Below are 20,055 nucleotides of genomic sequence, written 5' to 3'. Positions count from 1 at the left end.
CTTTCAATATTAAAAGGTCATTGAGTATTGTAATGAAAGGTTACTTGGAAAAAGTGCCACAACGAGTTGGCATGTCTTGGCGCTATAAGAAAATTGTCGAGAACAGTAAAAGCTATGGTTGGCACCGGCACGAAGAGTATGAAATAGCGATTCATCGTCACTTTACTGGCCATGGTTTTATTGGGCATCACCAAAGCGATGTGTTCCATAATCATATGATTTTGGTTGGGCCGGATTTGCCTCATGCTATTTATTCAGACGACAGCACGGATGACCAACGAGTATGTGAAACGCATGTGATTTGGTTTCGTAAAGACTGGATAGAGCCATTGATAGCCAGTTGTCGAGAGCTTGAACCGTTGCGTGCGCTGCTGGAAGGCTCAAAGAAAGGATTGCAGTTCTCTCCCAGCTCGGCAGAGAAGGCGACTGAGCTGCTAGACAGGGTGATGGAGAAACCGCCACACCAACAGTTACTCACCTTATTCTCGTTGTTTTCGGTATTACTTGATGACGAAGAGGTGGTGCAGTTGATCAACCCGATCTTTAAGGACAATGAAGGTGATGAGATCAGCGATAAGCTAGATAAGGTCGAAGCCTTCTTAATGAATCACTTTATTCAAGATATCTCGATTAACGATTTAGCCAGTCACCTATACATCAGTGAGAGCAGTGTTAGGCGTTTATTTCAAAAGCACTATAAAGAGAGCTTCAGTCAACGGCTTAAAAAGATCCGATTGAACGTCGCGTGCGACTTACTGATTAATACATCATTGCCGGTCAATTTGATCTTGGAGAAAGTGGGATACGACAACCAAGCCAACTTCAATCGTCAGTTTAAATCCTATAAACAGGTGACGCCGACTCAATATCGAATAGCAATGAAACGTCATTGATTCATTCGCAGACTAAACGATTCACATAAGATTCTGAATAAATTACAGTTAAGTGGACTATAAAAATGGATTTAACGTATTACCAAGGATGTAAGTTTATGTTTTCACGAGACTTACTCGCATTACTAATAAAAACAAGTCGAGGTTAGGATGAAAAAAATATTATTGCTGCTTAGCGTGATCTTATTGGGTGGTTGTGTTGGCATGCCCGAAACGGTAAAGCCTGTTCAACAGTTTGAGTTGGAACGATACCTAGGGAAATGGTACGAAGTGGCTCGTTTGGATCACTCGTTTGAGCGTGGCTTAGACAACATCAGCGCTGAATACAGCCTTCGTGATGATGGCGGCGTGAAGGTGATTAACCGTGGTTATTCGGCGGAAGAAGGTGAGTGGAACGAAGCGGAAGGAAAAGCGTACTTCGTTGAAGGCTCTGAACAAGGCTATCTGAAAGTGTCTTTCTTTGGCCCTTTCTACGGCGCTTATGTGGTGTTTGAATTGGACAAAGAGGGATACCAGTACGCGTTTGTTTCTGGCCCTGACACCGATTACTTGTGGCTGCTTTCAAGAACACCAGAAGTTGCGCCAGAGGTTATGGAGAAGTTCAAAAGCATGTCTAAAGAGCGTGGCTTCAACACTGACGAGTTGATTTTTGTCGAGCACACAAAATAACGATTTCTGGCTTCTACTTGTCTTTACCTAACTTTACGCATTTACCCTATAAAACGTAATGATATTAGGCGAAAATAGCATCAAGTTTAGAGACATAAAGTGGTCATTATGAGTAAATCGTTATCGAAAAAGACTGTTGTTTTCCATTGGCTTACCGGTATTTTGTTCCTTGTCGTGTTTGTGATTGGGCTTCAATTTGAAGGTATGCCGCGAGGCCCCGAAAAAGGTGAGTTGATGGGGCTACACAAATCGTTGGGTTTGATTGTTTTAGTTGTCGCACTTTCACGCTTGGTATGGCGTTTCAAAGAGGGCGCAATTGAAAGTGTTGCCGTATTGACGAGAGCACAAGAAATCGCAGCGAAAAGCGTTCACCACTTCTTATTATTAGTGACGTTGGCGATGCCAATTTCTGGTGCTGTGATGAGTGTTGCTGGTGGGCGTGCATTAGACGTGTTCGGGTTCGAGCTTATCGCTGCTGGTGAAAAAACCGAATGGTTACAGTCTGCGGCTTCTTTTGTTCATGTCAATTCAGTGAACCTGATTATGGTGGCACTTGCTCTGCATGTATTAGGCGCATTGAAGCATCAGTTTGTCGATAAAGATGGCACGCTAAGTCGTATGCTTGGTCGCTCATAGCCTGACGTTAAAGTTAACGATTTAATACGAAAACACTCGGCATATACCGAGTGTTTTTTGTTTGTGCTATCTGAACTCATTGGTTAGTTAAGCTTGCTTGCGAACCTGCAACACGCTAAGTATTGATAGAAACAGGAAGAACGCAGGATCACTCCAGCCAAAGCCAACAAAGATTCCTGTAAACGCTGCATACAGTGTGATGATCGCGCCAAGCATATTCGTAACCACCAAACCTTGGATGAGCTTTTTAGCGGACAAGCCAGGTTCAATGTCTCTAAGCAACCAGCTTATCGCTGCGATACCACCCAAAAAGATACTGGTGTGTTGAGAGAGAAAGTAAGCGTACTTATCATTGATCTCTACGCCGTACATTGGCCACATAACGGTGGGTAGGAAAAACAGCGCGAAGGCAAACCCTGCGTAAATGATGCCGTGTAGGCTCAAGAATGTTTTGTTGTTCATTGTGTCGCTCTCTTTTTCAACTTGGTGATATCGCTAACCTGTCTCTTTGCTCAATACAGGAGTGAGCGATGCGTTAAGCGTTGATTGGGCCTTTATTAATGGTAGTTAATGGCTGATTGACGTCAAAAATCACACCACGCACTTCCTGTACACCCATCTCTTTTAAGCGAGCAGCATGCATCGCCAGATAGGTTTCAGCACTCAGCTGATCTTCAAATAAGTAGACGCCGCCCCCCAGTTTTTCTGCTTCGTTCTCTGTCCAGATTTTCCAGATCATGCCCGGTTCGTTGTTAATAGACTTTGCTAGGTCAACGAGTGCGTTTGACATCTCTTCACCGAAAGGGCCTGAAAATTCAAAATCAACTTGTAGTAGTTTCATGGTGTTTCTCCGTTTAATAAATTCTGTTTAGCAAATTCCGTTTAAAAAATTCCATTAACAAATAGGTGTTCAAGACAAACAAGCCATTCTCGTTTGTTGTTGAAACTCATATTACCTGTAAAAAACACACAGAAAAGTTCATAATATTGCCATTAACTGTCAGGATTTTAGACCGATGAGATTAAAGACCACCCTAGACCAATGGCAAACGCTTTACGAAATTGACCGTGCAGGCAGCATTCAAGCGGCGGCAGTGCAATTGAATAAGAGCCATACCACGCTGATTTATGCTTTGAGAAAATTGGAGGATCAATTGGGTGTGTCTTTGGTGCAAGTTGAAGGTCGCAGGGCGGTGCTATCGGAAGATGGAAAATCATTGTTGCGCCGTGCAAGCAGCATGTTGGAACAGGCGAGAGAGTTGGAACTCATTAGTGAACAGCTGGCGAAAGGCGTCGAGTCTGAAATCGTGGTCGCCGTGGATCATCTGTGTTGTCTTGAACGTTTATACAGACCGATGGCGCAATTTATGGCGGAGAACAGCACAACATCGATTCAAGTGATGGAAACGTCATTGTCTAAGACGACTGAAATGGTCACTCAAGAACTCGCCGACGTTGCCATCATCAACCTCCCTGTCACCAATCATTCTGCTGAGGCTTTTGGTTTTACTATGATGGAGCCTGTTGTTGCGAGTTCACATCCGTTAGCAAGTGCTGCATCTGTGTCGTTGAATCAATTGTCGTCTTTGCCACAAATTGTGGTGAGGGATTTAGGTGCACGCTCCAGTCAAGGCACTAAAAGCCAAGGTAACAAACAGGATGTGGGTTGGTTGAAGTCGAGTCAGCGCATTACGGTGGATAATTTCGACCATGCGTTTGGCGCGGTAGAGCAAGGTGTGGGTTACTGCCGATTACCAAAACACATTGTGGAAAGCAGAGGTAGCGATAAGCTGACGGTGCTCAATGTCGAAAATGGCAGTGGATATCACGTTCCGCTGCATCTGACTCTGCCAAAAGGGGCCAAGACAGGCCCTGCCGCAAAACGTTTCTATGAACTGCTGCTTGAGTCAGCTTCTATGGTTGGCTAACGGATAAATATTTTAAGATTAACGAGGCTGATTGCCGTTTAAGAACAGCGCGACACACTCTTTGGTGTAGAGAAGCCTCTCTTGCTCAGACTCACCGCTTTCGTGCCCGAAGAACCCCCAATACGCCGACTTACCATGGAACATCAGCAGCAGTTGTCTTGCTGCAATGATCGGTGAGCTTGATGTTGATAAGATCAAATCACCCGATTCCACTTTGCTTTGTAGATAATCGGCGAGCAAAACGGTGGTTTTTTGTGGCCCTGTTTCTAAGTAGATTGAAGCGATCTCTGGGTGCGTGTTGGATTGGCTCACCGCATTTTGAAAGGTCTGTCTGGACTGCTCATCAAGTAACAAATCTTGAAACTTCACACCAAACTTCACCAACTCGTCTTCCAAAGTGGCATTCATATCAAAAGCAGAAGGGCTGAGTTCACGCTCGGCACACTTGGTTTGCATGCAGGTTTCGAAAAGCTCGTCTTTGTTTTTAAAGTGAGAGTAGACCGTTTGCTTGGAAACGTTCGCTGCTTTGGCTATTTGATCCATATTGATCTTGAAGCCATGTTCAGAGAAAAGTTTACTTGCTGCGGTTAAGATCTGCGATCTCTTCTGTTCACTCTTGATGATTTTTGTCACGTGCTTGCTTCTCGTTACTTGGTGTTGGGTCGTTACCTAGCTTGTCTCTTTGCTTAATGCCTATTGATACTCAGTAATAGGTATCTCATTTGGCGCTAAGCATTATGCTTTTTGTGATGGTTTTATCAATCATTAACCATGAAACTTATTTTTAACATAATCAAACTAGACAGTCTAGTTTGGTTTGGTTAGTCTAAAAAAAGAACATAATTGAGTACCGCATAGGAACAGGAAGTATGTATAAATTGATGAAGGGAAGCGCAGTAGCAGTGGCGTTGTCGACTCTTCTTGTCGGGTGTGGTGAAAATACACAAGCCGAGATAGCATCCGATGCAGATAATGATGCAGTGGAATCGAATAGTGCAGCGTCGACAGTCTTAACAGTGGAAACTGTCGCTTTGGAACGCTCTCCATCGTATGCGGTACAACGTGAATATGTCGGTGTGGTAAAGGCGGGTCAACAGGCGAATCTTGGTTTTGAATTGGCGGGCAAGGTAAACGAGATTCTGGTGGATGTTGGTGACACAGTCACAACGGGTCAGCCGTTGATTCGATTGGACACGCAGCTATTGGAAACTGAGTCTAGCCAACTGAAAGCGCAGGCTGAAGAAGTGAAAGCTCAACTGAGTCTTGTTGCTGCTAACCTAAAGCGTCAACGTTCATTGAAAGCGAAAGGCTTCAGTGCGGAAGCGGAGATTGATTCTCTTACCAGTGAGCAACGGGTATTGCAGGCGAACTTGCTGCGCATCGATGCATCGGTAAAAGGCAACGAATTGAAACTGGTGAAATCGACAGTGCTTGCGCCTTATTCTGGCACTATCGCGACACGCTTTGTCTCGCTCGGAGATGTGGTGAATGTGGGTAATCCAACTCTTACACTGCTCGCTTCTGAGGGAAAAGAGGCCTTCATCGGTATTCCTGCTCACCAAATGCAAAAAGTCACCTCACTTTCTTCGCCTAGCATCCGAGTTGGGCGCACAGATTATGCCGTGGAGCTATTGAATCCCGGTGCAATGGTGGATACCCAATCTCGTAGTGTTGGCTTGCGTTACCTATTCCCTGAAAAGTCATCGGTATTAGAAGGGCAACTGGCCTACCTTAAATTTGATGAACAGATTGAAGAGCAAGGTTACTGGGTGCCATTAACCGGTTTGATTGATGGATTGCGCGGTGTGTGGAACATCTTTGTGATTGGTGAAGACAACAAGGTTGAACGTAGAAGTGTTCAGGTGTTGTTTGCCAATAATCAACAAGCGTATGTGAGTGGGGCGATTGAAGACGGTGAACAGGTCATTGCCAGTGGCTTACATCGCTTAGTTCCGGGCCAAATCGTGAAACCAGTCAGCGCGGCTGAGTAGGTAATAGTATGAAAATTATAGAGACTATTTCCAACACTCGACTGCTTATCTTGATGACCGCGCTGCTGATGGTGAGTGGTATTTCGGCGTTCATGACGTTGCCACGTGCAGAAGACCCAGTAATCATCAACCGTTATGCGAACATCACAACCAGTTTCCCCGGCGCCAGTGCCGAGCGTGTTGAAACCTTGGTTACTGAGGTTATCGAGAATAAGCTCCGTGAACTGAGTGAAGTTAAACTCGTGAGCTCAACCTCTAGGCCGAGCGTATCAATTGTTACGCTAGAACTTAACGACACCATTACCGAGCCAGAACCCGTCTGGTCCCAAGCTCGCGACAAGCTATCTGACATCGAATCCATTTTGCCTGCGGGTGCTCAATCTCCCGATCTCGATAGCGACCATACCTATGCTTTCACGACCATCGCATCTCTAACTTGGTCTGGTGCAGGCGAGCCTGACAGATTAACGCTGGGCCGTTATGCCAAAGAGCTCGCCAAGCGGTTGCGAACCTTGTCGGGTACCGAATTCGTTGATGAATACGGGATGCCGCAAGAAGAGATTCAAATCAGTTTACGTACGGCCGATGCCGCTGCTCTAGGGCGATCAAGTGCCAATATCGCTGAGTCGCTCGAAGGGGCAGACGCCAAGAATTCTGCGGGTGAACTGGTCAGTGCCTATTCCCGTTTTGGTTTGGAAATTGCGTCTGAATTGGACTCCATTGAACGTATCAAGCAAGTGCCAATTGCCACTGACAGCAATGGTCACATCATCCGCATGGAAGACATTGCGTCTGTGAAACGTGGTGAGAAAACCCCACAAGACCAAATTGCCATTATTGACGGAGAGCCGGGAGTGATTGTCGCGGCAAGAATGCACCCTGATCTGCGTGTTGATAACTGGACGTCTCGAGCCAACGCGCTGATTAGCAAGTTTGAGCAAGAGTTACCAAGTAACGTTAAGGTGACTGTACTATTTAATCAGCAAGGTTATACCGAGACTCGCTTAGACGATTTAGGCAAGAGCTTGATGATCGGTTTCGGTCTGATTTTGATTGTTCTATTTGTCACTTTAGGCGTGCGTGCCGCGATCTTAGTGGCAATTTCTCTGCCGTTAACCTCATTGTTGACCCTGTCGATCATGAAAATGACCGGTGTACCGATTAACCAAATGTCGGTGACAGGCCTAATTGTAGCGCTGGGGATCATGGTCGATAACGCGGTGGTGATGGTCGATACTATTCAGGCATATCGCTTGAAAGGGCAACACAGAGCGGAAGCGACCATGAATGCGTTGAAGCACTTGTGGGTGCCGTTATTAGGTTCAACCTTAACCACCGTGTTGGCGTTTGCCCCGATTATTTTGATGCCGGGTGCATCGGGTGAGTTTGTCGGTGGTATTGCGATTACTGTGTCTTTCTCACTGATCGGTTCTTACATTATTTCGCATACCTTAATTGCAGGCTTGGCGACCAAGTTATTACCGAAACAACTCAGTGATGTGGATAAGAAAGGGCAGCACCATTGGTACATGACCGGTTTGAGAATTCCGGCTTTGACGCGTTGGTTCTCGTCTTCTGTTCGCTTTGGTGTGACGCATCCAATCATCACGATTGCTCTGGTGTTGTTGGTACCGTTTACTGGTTATTGGAGTATGTCTCAGCTGACTGAGCAATTCTTCCCACCATCAGATCGAGACATGTTTGAGATTCAGGTGTACATGCCGCCGCAAGCGAGCATTTATGCGACCAAGAATACCTCTGAAAAAATCGACGATATCATTCATCGTTATCCTGAAGTAGAACGTATCGATTGGCTGGTGGGCGCAAACTTCCCATCTTTCTATTACAACTTGCAGGCAAGGCAAAATAATGCGCCTTACTTCTCGCAAGCCATGGTGAAAACAGAGAACTTTGACCAAGCCAATGCGCTAATTCCAAAGTTGCAAAAGGTGTTGGATAACGAGGTGCCGGAAGCACAAATCTTGGTACGTAAGCTCAACCAAGGGCCTCCATTTACCGCGCCCGTTGAACTGCGAGTTTACGGTGAAAACCTCGACACCCTAAAAGCGATTGGTGAAGATGTACGCTTGATTCTGGCAGGTGTCCCTCATGTCACGCACACAAGGGAAACCCTGCAACCGGGTACGCCAAAGGTGTGGTTGAAGGTCGATGAAGACACCGCGAAACTCAACGGTATTTCACTCAATCAGTTTGCTGGCATGCTGCAAACTACGCTTACAGGCCGTGAAAGTGGCTCTGTGATTGAGGGCAGTGAATCGGTGCCAATCCGTGTTCGTGTTGCGGATGATGCGCGTGAAAACTTGGCGCACTTAAGCAATATTCGTTTGCCAATCAGTTCTGATGTCTACTCAACGGGCATCAATGTGTCGACTTTGGCTGAACTTGAACTGACTACCAGTCGTGGTGCGATTACTCGTCGTAACGGGCAGCGTGTCAATACCATTGAGGGTTACATTGAAGCGGGTGTCTTGCCTCAAACCGTGCTTAATGAGTTCCAAAAACGATTGGAAAGCTATCAGATGCCATCGGGTTATACGATTGGTTTTGGTGGTGAATCGGCTGAGCGTGACAATTCAGTCAACAGCCTTATCTCGAATGTCGCTGTCGTGGTGGTATTGATGGTGTTGGTGGTGGTGATGTCGTTTAACTCGTTCCGAATGAGTAGCATCATCTTCATGGTAGCAGGACTGGCTGGTGGGCTAGGGCTGTTGTCGGTATGGATCTTCGGTTATCCGTTCGGCTTTACGGTGATCATCGCAATGCTCGGGATTGCGGGTTTGGCGATTAACGCGGCCATTGTCATTCTGACCGAATTGAAGCTAGACAAGGAGGCTTCCTCCGGCAATGTAGATGCAGTCGTTGAAGCTGTGATGTCATGTACTCGCCATATCAGCTCGACCACGATTACAACCGTGGGCGGCTTTATGCCGTTGATTATTGCTGGTGGTGGTTTCTGGCCTCCGTTTGCGGTCGCGATTGTGGGCGGTACCGTGTTAACCACGCTTATCTCGTTCTACTTTGTGCCTGTGGTTTATCACTTGATGACTCGAAATCAGCGAAAAACCATCGCGACTCAAGCGGCATAACTGTTTTTCAATTTAACGTCTCCTGAATTTAACTGCTCTTCAACTGCCCATAATCGAGCCGTATCTGGCTCGATTATGGCATTGTTGTTCTCAATAAATTCATCCCAATATTTACCATTTTGTTGTTCTTTTCACCGCTATTACGCCCTCAATTAGTCAAATTATCCTTTCTGTTAGTCATTATATTCTTTCAATTCGTCACATTAGTGCATCGATGAATGCTTGATTATCTTTTTGGTGAATGGGTGTTGGTTTTGAATAATCTAACCAGTGAATACCTTGTAAATGGTATGTGAATTCACAATCTTGACGGGCGTCACACTTCTATTTATTCGCTCTTTCTAATGTACCTTGAACTGGCTCTGAGCTGTGGTGTCGCGCGAGTGTTTATCTGCTTTTTCTAAATCCCTTGTCAGCACTGGCTCCACCCATGTAGCACGCTGCTGGTGTGTGTCTTAATCCTCTTCTACTTCTTAGTTTTCGCATCCATAAATGGAAGGTTAGTTTCCAAGTTTGTTTGGTGAGCTTTCAAATTCAACTCTTCATAATGCGCCAAATGTAACAATGTATTTCAAAGTGTAACAATTAAGTCATGTTTTCTGTGTGGTTTTAACCCAGCAGTAACGGGCTCTATTGCATTGCTTTTTGAGATGCGGCGTTTCACATGCTCAACACATAAATATTCTAATGATCATGACAACCAGTACTTAGGCGTTCGTTCTGAGGCTGGATAACCATCGAGAAAGTTAATGGAAGCTTCAAGATATAAACGCATTTTATCGAGGAAAAGTTTGTCGAAGATTGGTTTGCTGGGAACCATTCTGATGCTCGAAGGATGTAACTCCGCATTGCTCGACCCTAAAGGTAGCGTTGGCGTTCAGGAAAAAGAGCTGATTATCACGGCTCTGTTGCTGATGTTGATTGTCGTCATCCCAGTGATTCTGATGACCATCTACTTTGCTTACCGATACCGCGAGAGCAATACCACGGAAGAGTATGCACCTGACTGGGCGCACTCAACCAAAATTGAAATAGTGGTATGGACGATTCCAATCATCATCATCGCGATTCTAGCCACCATCACTTGGCGAACAACACACGAATTAGAGCCATCAAAGCCTCTGGTGAGTGACGTTAAGCCCATGGTGATCGAAGTGGTCTCTCTGGACTGGAAATGGCTGTTCATCTATCCGGAGCAAAACATTGCGACGGTTAACTATGTTGCGTTCCCGAAAGATGTTCCGGTGACGTTTAAGCTGACTTCAGACAACATCATGAACGCGTTCTTTATCCCGCGTCTTGGTTCGCAGATCTACGCGATGCCGGGAATGGTGACTAAGTTGAATTTGATTGCAAACCACGAAGGTGACTTCAAAGGCTTTGCTTCGAACTACAGTGGCAAAGGGTTCTCTCAGATGAAATTCACCGCATCGGCCATGCCTGATCAAGTGGCGTTTTTAAACTGGGTAGAGAAAGTGAAAGCAAGTCCTGATCGTATTGAAGATTGGGAGCAGTTCCGTTCATTGGCCGCGCCAAGTGTGGCTGAACCTGTGACGCTGTTTTCTAGTATCCCACCATTTTTATTCACTGATGTCGTGACCCAGCACCCTGGTTCAATGAACTGTCTGCCGGAAACCCAAGGATAATCGTCATGTTTGGAAGATTAACTCTAGACTCAATTCCCTACCACGAACCCATTATTTTGGTCACCTTAACCATGATCGCTTTGGTGGGTGCTTTAGTGGTATACGCGGTCACTAAAGCCGGTAAATGGCAATACCTCTGGAATGAATGGTTTACATCTGTAGACCACAAAAAACTGGGCTTCATGTACATTGCGGTTGCGATGGTGATGTTAGTTCGTGGCTTTGCCGATGCGGTGATGATGCGCAGTCAGCAATTGCTTTCTGCAGCTGGTGAGACGGGCTATTTACCGCCACATCACTATGACCAGATCTTCACGGCTCACGGCGTGATCATGATTTTCTTCGTAGCGATGCCTTTGGTTATTGGTTTGATGAACATCATCGTGCCGCTGCAAATCGGTGCCCGTGATGTTGCATTTCCTTACTTGAACAATCTGAGCTTCTGGCTGTTTGTCGTAGGTATTATCCTAACCAACATGTCACTGGGTTTAGGTGAATTTGGCCGCACAGGTTGGTTGGCGTATCCGCCGTTGTCCGGTATTGAGGCGAGCCCGGGAGTGGGTGTCGATTATTGGATATGGGCGCTGCAAATATCCGGTGTGGGTACCACTCTAACGGGTGTGAACTTCTTCGCGACTATTCTGCGCATGCGTACTCCGTCTATGCCAATGATGAAGATGCCTGTATTCACTTGGGCATCGCTGTGTGCCAACATCCTGATCATCATCTCTTTCCCAATCCTAACGGTCACCATCGCGTTACTGACGTTGGATAGATACATCGGCACGCACTTCTTCACCAATGACCTTGGTGGCAACGTGATGATGTATGTGAACTTGATTTGGGCATGGGGACACCCTGAGGTGTACATCCTAATTTTGCCTATCTTCGGTGTGTTCTCTGAAGTGACTGCAACCTTCTCTCGCAAAAAACTGTTTGGTTATACCTCACTGGTATGGGCGACGGTGGCTATCACTATTTTAGCGTTTGTGGTTTGGCTGCATCACTTCTTCACCATGGGTTCTGGCGCCAATGTGAATGCCTTCTTCGGCATCGCTACCATGATTATCTCCATCCCGACTGGGGTTAAGATCTTCAACTGGCTGTTCACCATGTACAAAGGTCGCATCTGCTTCACCACACCAATGATGTGGACGGTCGGTTTCCTTATCACCTTCACTGTTGGTGGTATGACAGGCGTATTGATGGCGGTTCCGGGCGCAGATTTTATCCTGCATAACTCGGTATTCCTGATTGCTCACTTCCATAACGTAATCATCGGTGGCGTGGTCTTCGGCTGTTTTGCTGCGATTGGTTACTGGTTCCCGAAAGCGACCGGCTTCACTCTGAACGAGCTTTGGGGCAAACGCGCATTCTACTGCTGGATCATCGGTTTCTTGATGGCGTTCTTGCCGCTTTACGCTCTGGGCTTTATGGGCATGACGCGTCGTTTGAGCCAAGACATCAACCCTGAGTTCTTCCCACTATTGGCGGTTGCTGCTGCAGGTACGGGCGTGATTGCGATGGGTGTGGTGTGTCAGTTCGTGCAGATTTACGTGAGTGTTCGTGACCGCGACCAAAACCGAGATCTAACCGGTGACCCGTGGGGCGGACGTACCTTTGAATGGGCAACGTCTTCACCACCGCCGTTCTACAACTTTGCAAAACTGCCTAAGGGCGATGAGATCGATTCGTTCTGGTATCAAAAGCAAAGTGGTGAGTTTGACCCAACTCAGGAAGAAGAATACGAACGTATTCATATGCCGAAGAACACACCGACAGGTATTTATGTGTCGGCATGGGCGTTGGCATTTGGCTTCGCAATGATCTGGTACATCTGGTGGCTAGCGGCTGCAAGCTTAGTGGGCATCGTGGTGACGTGTATTCAACACAGCTACAACGACGATGTGGATTTCTACGTGGAAGTTGAAGAGATCAAAGCGATTGAAGCGGCTCGACGTGCACAGCTTGAAGAAGCTAAGAAACAGTCAGTGAAAAGCGACCATTCTGGTCGTGGTAACAGCGCTGACGGTGACAGTGATAACAACGAAAATAAAGATGATTTGGAGACGACGTATGCAAGCTAATACTCCGTCACACACTTATGATCTTGCACACTCGCATGATCATCACCATGAAGCTGCGGGCAATAAATTGTTTGGCTTCTGGGTTTACTTGATGAGTGACTGTGTCCTGTTTGCCACGCTTTTCGCGACGTATGCCGTGCTTGAGAGTGGATCTATTGCAGGGCCGACAGGTAAAGACATCTTTGAATTGCCGTTCGTGTTTGTCGAAACCATGATGCTGCTGTTCAGTAGTATCACCTTCGGTTTTGGCATGATTGCGATGAAGCGCAAAGACGTGACCGGACTGAAGCGCTGGATCAAAGTGACTTTCGTATTGGGCTTAGCCTTCATCTGTATGGAAGTGTATGAATTTCATCACTTGATTGCAGAAGGCTATGGTCCTCAAGAGAGTGCGTTTCTTTCAGCATTCTTTACCTTGGTTGGCACACACGGCTTGCACGTAACGTTCGGTCTGATTTGGATGGCGGTGGCGTATCACCAGCTTTCAACCAAAGGTTTGAACGACAACATGTCGATGCGTTTCCAGTGCTTGAGCCTGTTTTGGCACTTCCTTGATATTGTTTGGATTTGTGTATTTACCATCGTGTACTTAATGGGGGTGATGTAATGGAACAGCATCTAGACAGCGGTGCAACGGATTATGTGAAAGGCTTTATTGCGTCACTGATTCTCACCATTATTCCGTTCTACATCGTGTGGGCACATGCGCTACCAAGCACGGAAACTTACGTGATCTTGTTCGGCTGTGCGCTGGTGCAAATCTTTGTCCACTTTAAGTACTTCTTGCACATGGAAGCGAAATCTTCCGATGGGCGTTGGAACTTGGTATCGCTGATGTTTACCGCCATTGTTGTATTGATCCTTATCGCTGGCTCGGTATGGATCATCTACAACATGAACGTCAACATGAAGTTGTAGGCTAGGGTATGCTGAAAAGATATCTGTCTATCACCAAACCGGGCATCATTTTCGGCAACCTGATTTCTGTTGCGGCGGGGTTCTTCCTCGCTGCAAAAACAGAACCAGCCAATGCGATGTTGTTAGTGACAACATTAGCGGGTGTGGGACTTGTTATTGCATCAGGTTGTGTGGTGAACAACATCTTTGATCGAGACATCGACCAGAAGATGAAGCGCACACAAAATCGAGAATTGGTTCAGGGCAACATTAATACAGACGTCGCGTTCGTTTATGCCTTGGTTTTACTGCTCTCAGGCACAGCTCTGCTGTTTCAGTTTGCTAATCCGATCTCTGCGGTCATGGTGTTGCTTGGCTATGTGTTTTACGTCTTTTTCTACACCATGTGGTACAAGCGTACATCGGTTTACGGCACTTTAGTCGGCAGTATTTCGGGCGCAGTTCCGCCATTGGTGGGTTACTTGGCGGTGACGAATTACATCAGCCTTGAAGCAGTATTGTTGTTTGTGATGTTCTGCTTATGGCAAATGCCACACTCGTACGCGATCGCGATGTTCCGCATTCAAGACTACCGAGATGCAGGCATTCCCGTGTTACCGGTGAAAGAGGGCGTCGACAAAGCACATCAACACATGAAAGCGTATGTTGTGGCGTTTGGCGCAGTCTCATTGGCGCTGTTCCTACTCGGGGAAGCAGGTTATGAATACCTAGCAGTGTCAGCAGCAGTCTGTTTTATGTGGACTAAAGTGACATTCCGCAAAGTGGATTGCCTTAACTACATCCAGTGGTCAAAGACGGTCTTCAAGGTCTCTCTCCTGGTGGTTATGAGCATCAGTGGTGTACTGGGGCTGGAGTTGATTCCGTTGCCTACGCTTTTTTGATTTAAGTTTGTCGTTGAACCCTCAATGTTCTGAAGTCCGAGGGTTTGACGACTTTTTATCTGTCCCGCTTTAAGCTATTACCCTTCAAAAATATCACTCAGCCAATCTTCAAGCTGCTCTCGTTTATCTTGTGGGCCGTTGATGATCACTAAGCCGTTTAGTGTCGCGTGATCCCAAGAGATGGTGCCAGTTGCTAGCGCATCGAACACATCGAGTTCCGTAATCAGTAATAGATCTTCCTCGGTAGGCAAAGTATCTCTACCTGAAACATCGACGCCCTTCTCAAGTTTCACTTGACTGTAATGACCTTTAATTGCTTCGAATAAGTTGAACTCAATTTTGCTTGGGTGGGGTTTCGCAAGCGCAGCCTTGATCGCAAAGAGTCGAAAATGATCCGGCTTATTGAGGTTGTTGAATTCATTGTCTTGTCTGGCTGTGATGACGTTGCCAAATACCTCTAGTGAACCGGGCTCTGTCACTAAACTAAATCCGGTATCTTGGTGAAGACCACAGGCAAACGTGAGTGAAGAGGTAAGCGAAAGAATCAAAGCAAATCGTTTTAACATAATGGTTATCGAAACCTATAACAGGATTAAGAATCTGACGGCAGCAGCCGAACCTGACGATAAAAAAAGGGACCACAAAGGGTCCCTGTATTTGTTTGTCGTCCATGTGAAGCGGTCAGTGCATCGGTTGATAGTGTGTTATTGATTGTTTACTAATACGCTATCGTCGAAGAGCGACCGTTCGAGCTCGCTATTAGCGAACGATGAGCATGATCTCTTCTGGAGTCATTGCCTTATCGAAGTAGCTCATGAATTGACCGAAGCCTTTGATGTCGCCATTCGAGAACGTGAATGCACCAGACTGTAGGTTGGTACCAATCACTTGTTGAGCGTTTGGACCTGCAATCAAGATTTGGTTCAATACTGCACGAGTGGTGTCGATTTGAACGTCTGCGCCTTTCACTGCTTCTTCGTGTAACTGAGCAATACCGTTGCGAATTTCGATAGTGAATGCTTCGTTCGTATCAGAGAAGTTGTACGTTAGCATCATGTTTACGTCTAACGAATTTTCTGCGATAAGCGTTGAAGTCATCATGTCGAAGATCTGCTTGCTTGGTAGCGCAGTAAGAACGTCAACAGAAGCGAAGCTGATCATGTTAGAGAAGTCACGTTTGTTCTCTAGTTCAGCCGCCGCGTTAAGCGCCCAGTTACGCCAGTTGATGTTTACTTGATCTGCAGCCCATGCTTTGTAAGCTTGTGCTTTCATCTCACGAGCTTCCATATCTTGCTTGTTTACCGTGATTGGGTAAGAAAGAATTTCTGCTGCAAATGTGTAGTTCTCAGCCTTAATTGCTGCTTGTGCAGTAGTAAGGATGTTGTCACGACCGCCCATGATCTCTACGAATGCTTTAGCGCGTTGCTCGTAAGCCATTGGCTCTAGCTGCCATGGATCCGCTTCGAAGAAACCGTTGTAACCTACGTAAATCTGGCGAACGGCGTGTGCAACAGTACCGTAGTGTTCACCTAACCAAGGGTGTTCTGCAAGGTGCTTAGGAAGTTTAACTACTTCAACTAGCTCGTCTGGCGTCATACCTTTGTTCATGTAACGGATAGTTTGATCATGCGTGTATTGAATCGCATCACGGTAAGCCGTTAGTACGTCAGCTACTGCTTCTTTACCTTCAACAGGACGACCGTGAGAGTTAATCATGATCTCAGTGTCGAACTTACGCATTACGTCGATGCCCTTGAACCACATTGATGGGTCACGGAATTTAGTACCACGGATGGTGTGAAGGTTAGGGAAGTTCTCACCTTGAAGTACTTCAGCCGCGTGCAGGATTTTCTGGTCTGGGAAGTAAACCACTAACTCATCTTTAGTTTCAGATGGCACGTTCTCGATGTGCATTTTCACGCCAGCAATTTCGATTTCGATGTGGCTTTGGCTTGGTACAAGCAGGTTTGGTTCGATGAACGAGATAGCACCTTGCATGAAGCGTGGACCAAGGCCGTCGTTTACTGTGCCGTGCTCGCCTTCTTCTACGTGCTTAGCGCCGGTGTAAGAAGTACGGTGACCAAATAGAGTACCTAGGTTTGAAGACCAGTTAGCCACGGCAGCGGTTAGGCCTTCTTCAGCGATGATTTTTACTTCACCTGATGCCACTTCTTCGTCAGTAACCCATGCACGCACACCAGAGATGTGGTCGATGTGGTTGTGAGAATAGATGATTGCTTTAACCGGCTTGTCGGTGATTTGACGGAACTGCTCTTTAACCGATTGAGCCATTTCTACCGACTCGCCTGGATCAACAATGATGATGCCGTCCGTACCTTCAATCATGACGGGTGTATCTAGACCGAAACCGTAACCAAGATATACGTTGTCATCTACTTTGATGATTGCTTGGTCCATTTTACGACCATGCTTGGTGAGGATTGGGTGAACATGGTCAGACTCAGCAGTGTAAGCTAGAGAATCGCCTGTTTTAGAAACAACTTGAATACGTTCGCCTTTTCCCCAGAACATGTTTGATTTGTGTTCGAATAGAACCTCGCTCTTGTAGCGAGCATCAAGATCAATGTTTTGGTATTGCGCAGCATTTGCCGTCTGAAGTTCTTGGCCGACTTTCGATGTCGCTTCTACAGTTGGCGTTGCAGATGCAAAACCAGAAGCAAGTAGAGTGCTCGCAATAGCAACAGGAAGCGCCATTTTTTTGAATGTATTAGTCATGGTAGTGACCTTATATTTGGATACAGGAATTGGATTTCTTGAGCCAAATGATAGAGGTGGGGGAGGTCGCTATCTACGCGCTAATAATATTTCAATCTATCGTTTTTTCGATGATTTGTTTGATCAACGATTGTATTGGCGATTAATTTTGATCTAAATCAATTAGTAAATGAGCTTGCAACAGATACAAAAATGCCCTGAAATTCAGGGCATTTGTTTTACAATTAGTCGCTAGTTCATGAGTGGCTGTGATACTAGTGAATAACAGCCAAATCATTGAATACTTAATTGCTTATAAAGAGCTAATCGTATACCAAGAGCTTAAGCGCTTACCAAGCACCTAGGTATGACTTGTAAGATTGTAGGCGAACTGTTGCTGCGCCGATTACATCAATGAAGCCCCAGAACGGATGTGGTTTCTCTGCCGAGATCCAAGCCGCGCCAGTTGAACCAATAGGGATGTTGTAACCTTCTGGTTCAATGATCTCAAGTACGATAGTACGACCTAAACCATTGCCGTTTCTTACCACGTGTTGACCGACGCTTTGTGGCCCCTGAAGTGGAGAAATACTCGACTCACCAGTACCGGCATTAAAGCTGTGTACTTTTGCTCGGAACACGTGGCCTGGGTATGCATCAACGAAGAACTCAGCGAAGTCCCCTACTTGAACATAGCCATAAGTTTGGTCTGAAATACGCATCTCAAGAAACTTTTTGCTGGTGTTGTAGAGGTGCATGTTACCCATGACAGAACCTTCAGCAATATTCACTATCGATACCTGACCATCAAATTCAGCTCTAATGGTTTTCTTCTCTTGCGCCCAATTTACTTTTTGTAAGTCGGCTTTTAACGACACAAGTTCAGCGTGCAGCACTCGAAGATCAGAGTCGTACTTTTCTACGTCACGCATATTGAAGATTTCAGGTGACGTTTCAGCACGCTCTAAGTCGCGATTCATTTGCTTGATCTCTTCTTCTTTCTGAACAATTGAAGATTCGATCTTTGCTTTGTCTGCGGCTGAGTCAATGTCGACGAGTGTGTAAATTACGTCGCCTTCTTTAACCATTTGGTTGTGCTCAACAAGCACTTGGTCGATCTGCTGGCCAAAGATAGGTGACATCACCGCGTGTGGTGCTTTCACTGTGGTTGAGTTGGTTAAATCAACGGGTGCCCACAAGCGAGAGATTACCGCTAATACCGCAAGAATCGTTACGCCACCAATGGCAGCCCATGTGTAGTTCTTGAAGTTCTTCTTAAGTGCGCCTGTCGCAAACAGTGACCATACAATTAGGATGTATGGAATCATCATCTCTTTCATTATGCGACCTCTTTTTCTGTAGCGGATTGTGTTGTTGGAGTCTTTTCTTCTGAAGCCTGTTCTTTTGAAGATTGGTCTACTGAAGACGGCTCTGTTACCGGTTGTTCAGGTGATACGTGGACTGCGGCTGTCTCTGTGTTGGTCGCATCTTGTTTAGGCTGAACACCACGGCGAATCACATCACTCAGTGATTGACCAATATGTTTCCAGTTCGCCAATGCGATAACCAATGCGATAACCCAGAATGTTTTGCTGATGAAGAGTCCGCAAAGTGACAGTGCAAACACGATTTGAACGTGAGCGCTTTTATGCTCTTTTGCTTTATGCACACCCAGTTCATGCAACTGCCACATGCCGTAAACACCGGCTAAAACCACAGCAATGGTCACTGAGAACAAGTAACCAGAGAAGGACTCCATCTGGAAGAAGTTCATCATCATTTCATTGGGATGATTGTTGAATTGAGACATGTCGATGTCTTTAGAATGGATTGTGCCTAATGGTGCAAGAGCCCATGCTCCAGCAAACATCACCGCCATAAACAGGCAGAATTTAATCAAGACCATCACAACGGCCCAGATTTTCTTGAAAACGATTTTAATAAAGTTCATATCTCAACCTACATCAATAAGAAGAGAGAATTTGCAGCCTAGAAGTCTAACTTTTAATGACATCTTAAAAAGTAGATGTCTATTATGTGGGTAGATTAGTGCGCATAATAAACAAAAGTAATAGATGGTATTTAAAGTGATACTACTCAATCCAGACAACCGATTCTCGGTATCAAGAAGCGAATATGCTTCCTTACAAACCAATTCTTATTGTTAGCCTGAAACGCAGGTTGAATGACGATGCACTGTCGAACGAAATATTAGGCTCGTTCTTTTCGCTATTGTCTTCTTTACGTGTAATACCTCGTCTGTCGAGGGGGTCTTCCATGGCAATTGACATAGTGTTGTAAAACATTTGTCAGCATTCTGTTTGGGCTAAGAATTGATTTGTTAGCAGGATAATAGGAAGAGTTTTGAGCAGTATCTACCCAGAATTACGATTTGATAATATCGTAATTACGATTAGTAGTTATAACTCTAAATCGGTAGGTCGATTTATTTGAAAAGGCTCATATACAGATAGAAAACATTGTTCATTAACTTGGCTTGGATCATAGAAGTCGATGAAAAGTGCTAAAAATACTGGCCTAAAATATTAAATAAATTAGACCAGCCTGTAGGGGGATTTTAATC

18 protein-coding genes are annotated in these 20,055 nt (G+C 45.7%); 11 read left to right on the top strand and 7 right to left on the bottom strand.

Going from position 1 to position 20,055, the window contains the following annotated elements:
- The first annotated feature begins 32 nt into the window (after positions 1-32).
- The 3 genes from MSG35_RS09685 (at position 33) to MSG35_RS09675 (ending at position 2,198) form a co-directional block, all read left to right on the top strand.
- Complete coding sequence (locus tag MSG35_RS09685) at positions 33-893, top strand: AraC family transcriptional regulator (protein ID WP_248383784.1); 861 nt, start codon at positions 33-35, stop codon at positions 891-893.
- A gap of 150 nt (positions 894-1,043) precedes the next feature.
- Positions 1,044-1,562, top strand: a complete 519-nt coding sequence (locus MSG35_RS09680) for a lipocalin family protein (protein ID WP_048609334.1) — start codon at positions 1,044-1,046, stop codon at positions 1,560-1,562.
- Between the two features lie 108 nt (positions 1,563-1,670).
- Complete coding sequence (locus MSG35_RS09675; protein ID WP_048616656.1) at positions 1,671-2,198, top strand: cytochrome b; 528 nt, start codon at positions 1,671-1,673, stop codon at positions 2,196-2,198.
- Positions 2,199-2,285: 87 nt separating this feature from the next.
- On the opposite strand, the gene MSG35_RS09670 is transcribed toward MSG35_RS09675, so the two are convergent.
- Together MSG35_RS09670 and MSG35_RS09665 are read right to left on the bottom strand one after the other, a co-directional pair.
- On the bottom strand, positions 2,286-2,660 hold the full coding sequence (locus MSG35_RS09670) for a hypothetical protein (RefSeq protein ID WP_248383783.1): 375 nt from the start codon (positions 2,658-2,660) through the stop codon (positions 2,286-2,288).
- A gap of 73 nt (positions 2,661-2,733) precedes the next feature.
- On the bottom strand, positions 2,734-3,039 hold the full coding sequence (locus MSG35_RS09665; protein ID WP_048609337.1) for a monooxygenase: 306 nt from the start codon (positions 3,037-3,039) through the stop codon (positions 2,734-2,736).
- 175 nt (positions 3,040-3,214) lie between these two features.
- Here MSG35_RS09665 and MSG35_RS09660 point away from each other — a divergent pair, with 175 nt between their 5' ends.
- Entirely contained in the window at positions 3,215-4,126 is a 912-nt protein-coding gene (locus tag MSG35_RS09660; protein WP_050053036.1) for a LysR family transcriptional regulator, read from the top strand.
- Between the two features lie 18 nt (positions 4,127-4,144).
- Here MSG35_RS09660 and MSG35_RS09655 read toward each other — a convergent pair whose 3' ends face one another.
- Positions 4,145-4,759, bottom strand: a complete 615-nt coding sequence (locus MSG35_RS09655; RefSeq protein ID WP_248383782.1) for a TetR/AcrR family transcriptional regulator — start codon at positions 4,757-4,759, stop codon at positions 4,145-4,147.
- 236 nt (positions 4,760-4,995) lie between these two features.
- Here MSG35_RS09655 and MSG35_RS09650 point away from each other — a divergent pair, with 236 nt between their 5' ends.
- The 7 genes from MSG35_RS09650 (at position 4,996) to cyoE (ending at position 14,756) form a co-directional block, all read left to right on the top strand.
- Entirely contained in the window at positions 4,996-6,117 is a 1,122-nt protein-coding gene (locus MSG35_RS09650; RefSeq protein WP_248383781.1) for an efflux RND transporter periplasmic adaptor subunit, read from the top strand.
- Positions 6,118-6,125: 8 nt separating this feature from the next.
- Positions 6,126-9,224 (top strand): efflux RND transporter permease subunit, encoded by a 3,099-nt coding sequence (locus MSG35_RS09645; protein WP_248383780.1) that lies wholly within the window; start codon positions 6,126-6,128, stop codon positions 9,222-9,224.
- A gap of 749 nt (positions 9,225-9,973) precedes the next feature.
- Positions 9,974-10,870, top strand: a complete 897-nt coding sequence (gene cyoA, locus MSG35_RS09640; RefSeq protein WP_248383779.1) for a ubiquinol oxidase subunit II — start codon at positions 9,974-9,976, stop codon at positions 10,868-10,870.
- A gap of 5 nt (positions 10,871-10,875) precedes the next feature.
- A complete protein-coding gene (gene cyoB, locus MSG35_RS09635) occupies positions 10,876-12,957 on the top strand; it encodes a cytochrome o ubiquinol oxidase subunit I (protein WP_248383778.1) in 2,082 nt (693 codons plus the stop codon).
- Positions 12,947-13,564, top strand: coding sequence for a cytochrome o ubiquinol oxidase subunit III (cyoC, locus tag MSG35_RS09630; protein WP_010439790.1), 618 nt, complete (start codon positions 12,947-12,949; stop codon positions 13,562-13,564). The genes cyoB and cyoC overlap by 11 nt, the downstream gene beginning before the upstream one ends.
- A complete protein-coding gene (cyoD, locus tag MSG35_RS09625) occupies positions 13,564-13,875 on the top strand; it encodes a cytochrome o ubiquinol oxidase subunit IV (RefSeq protein ID WP_016786088.1) in 312 nt (103 codons plus the stop codon). The genes cyoC and cyoD overlap by 1 nt, the downstream gene beginning before the upstream one ends.
- Positions 13,876-13,883: 8 nt before the next feature.
- Positions 13,884-14,756: a heme o synthase gene (gene cyoE / locus MSG35_RS09620; protein ID WP_248337473.1), complete on the top strand. Its 873-nt coding sequence runs from the start codon at positions 13,884-13,886 to the stop codon at positions 14,754-14,756.
- Between the two features lie 77 nt (positions 14,757-14,833).
- On the opposite strand, the gene MSG35_RS09615 is transcribed toward cyoE, so the two are convergent.
- The 4 genes from MSG35_RS09615 to MSG35_RS09600 all read right to left on the bottom strand — a co-directional run bounded on the left by MSG35_RS09615 (position 14,834) and on the right by MSG35_RS09600 (position 19,422).
- The gene (locus MSG35_RS09615; RefSeq protein ID WP_102257820.1) at positions 14,834-15,322 is read right to left on the bottom strand and encodes a hypothetical protein; all 489 of its coding nucleotides are present in this window, start codon (positions 15,320-15,322) and stop codon (positions 14,834-14,836) included.
- Between the two features lie 193 nt (positions 15,323-15,515).
- Positions 15,516-17,492 carry an alkyl sulfatase dimerization domain-containing protein gene (locus MSG35_RS09610; protein ID WP_248383777.1) on the bottom strand — a complete coding sequence of 659 codons (1,977 nt, stop codon included), beginning with the start codon at positions 17,490-17,492 and terminating at the stop codon, positions 15,516-15,518.
- A gap of 329 nt (positions 17,493-17,821) precedes the next feature.
- Positions 17,822-18,811 (bottom strand): biotin/lipoyl-binding protein, encoded by a 990-nt coding sequence (locus tag MSG35_RS09605; protein WP_012604427.1) that lies wholly within the window; start codon positions 18,809-18,811, stop codon positions 17,822-17,824.
- Entirely contained in the window at positions 18,811-19,422 is a 612-nt protein-coding gene (locus MSG35_RS09600) for a magnesium transporter (protein WP_248383776.1), read from the bottom strand. Before MSG35_RS09600 ends, MSG35_RS09605 begins: the two co-directional genes overlap by 1 nt.
- Positions 19,423-20,055 lie beyond the last annotated feature (633 nt).

It is taken from the genome of Vibrio sp. 1CM23M (assembly GCF_023161755.1).
GTDB classification, from domain to species: Bacteria; Pseudomonadota; Gammaproteobacteria; order Enterobacterales; family Vibrionaceae; genus Vibrio; species Vibrio coralliirubri.
This window is presented reverse-complemented; position numbering and strand designations above follow the sequence as displayed.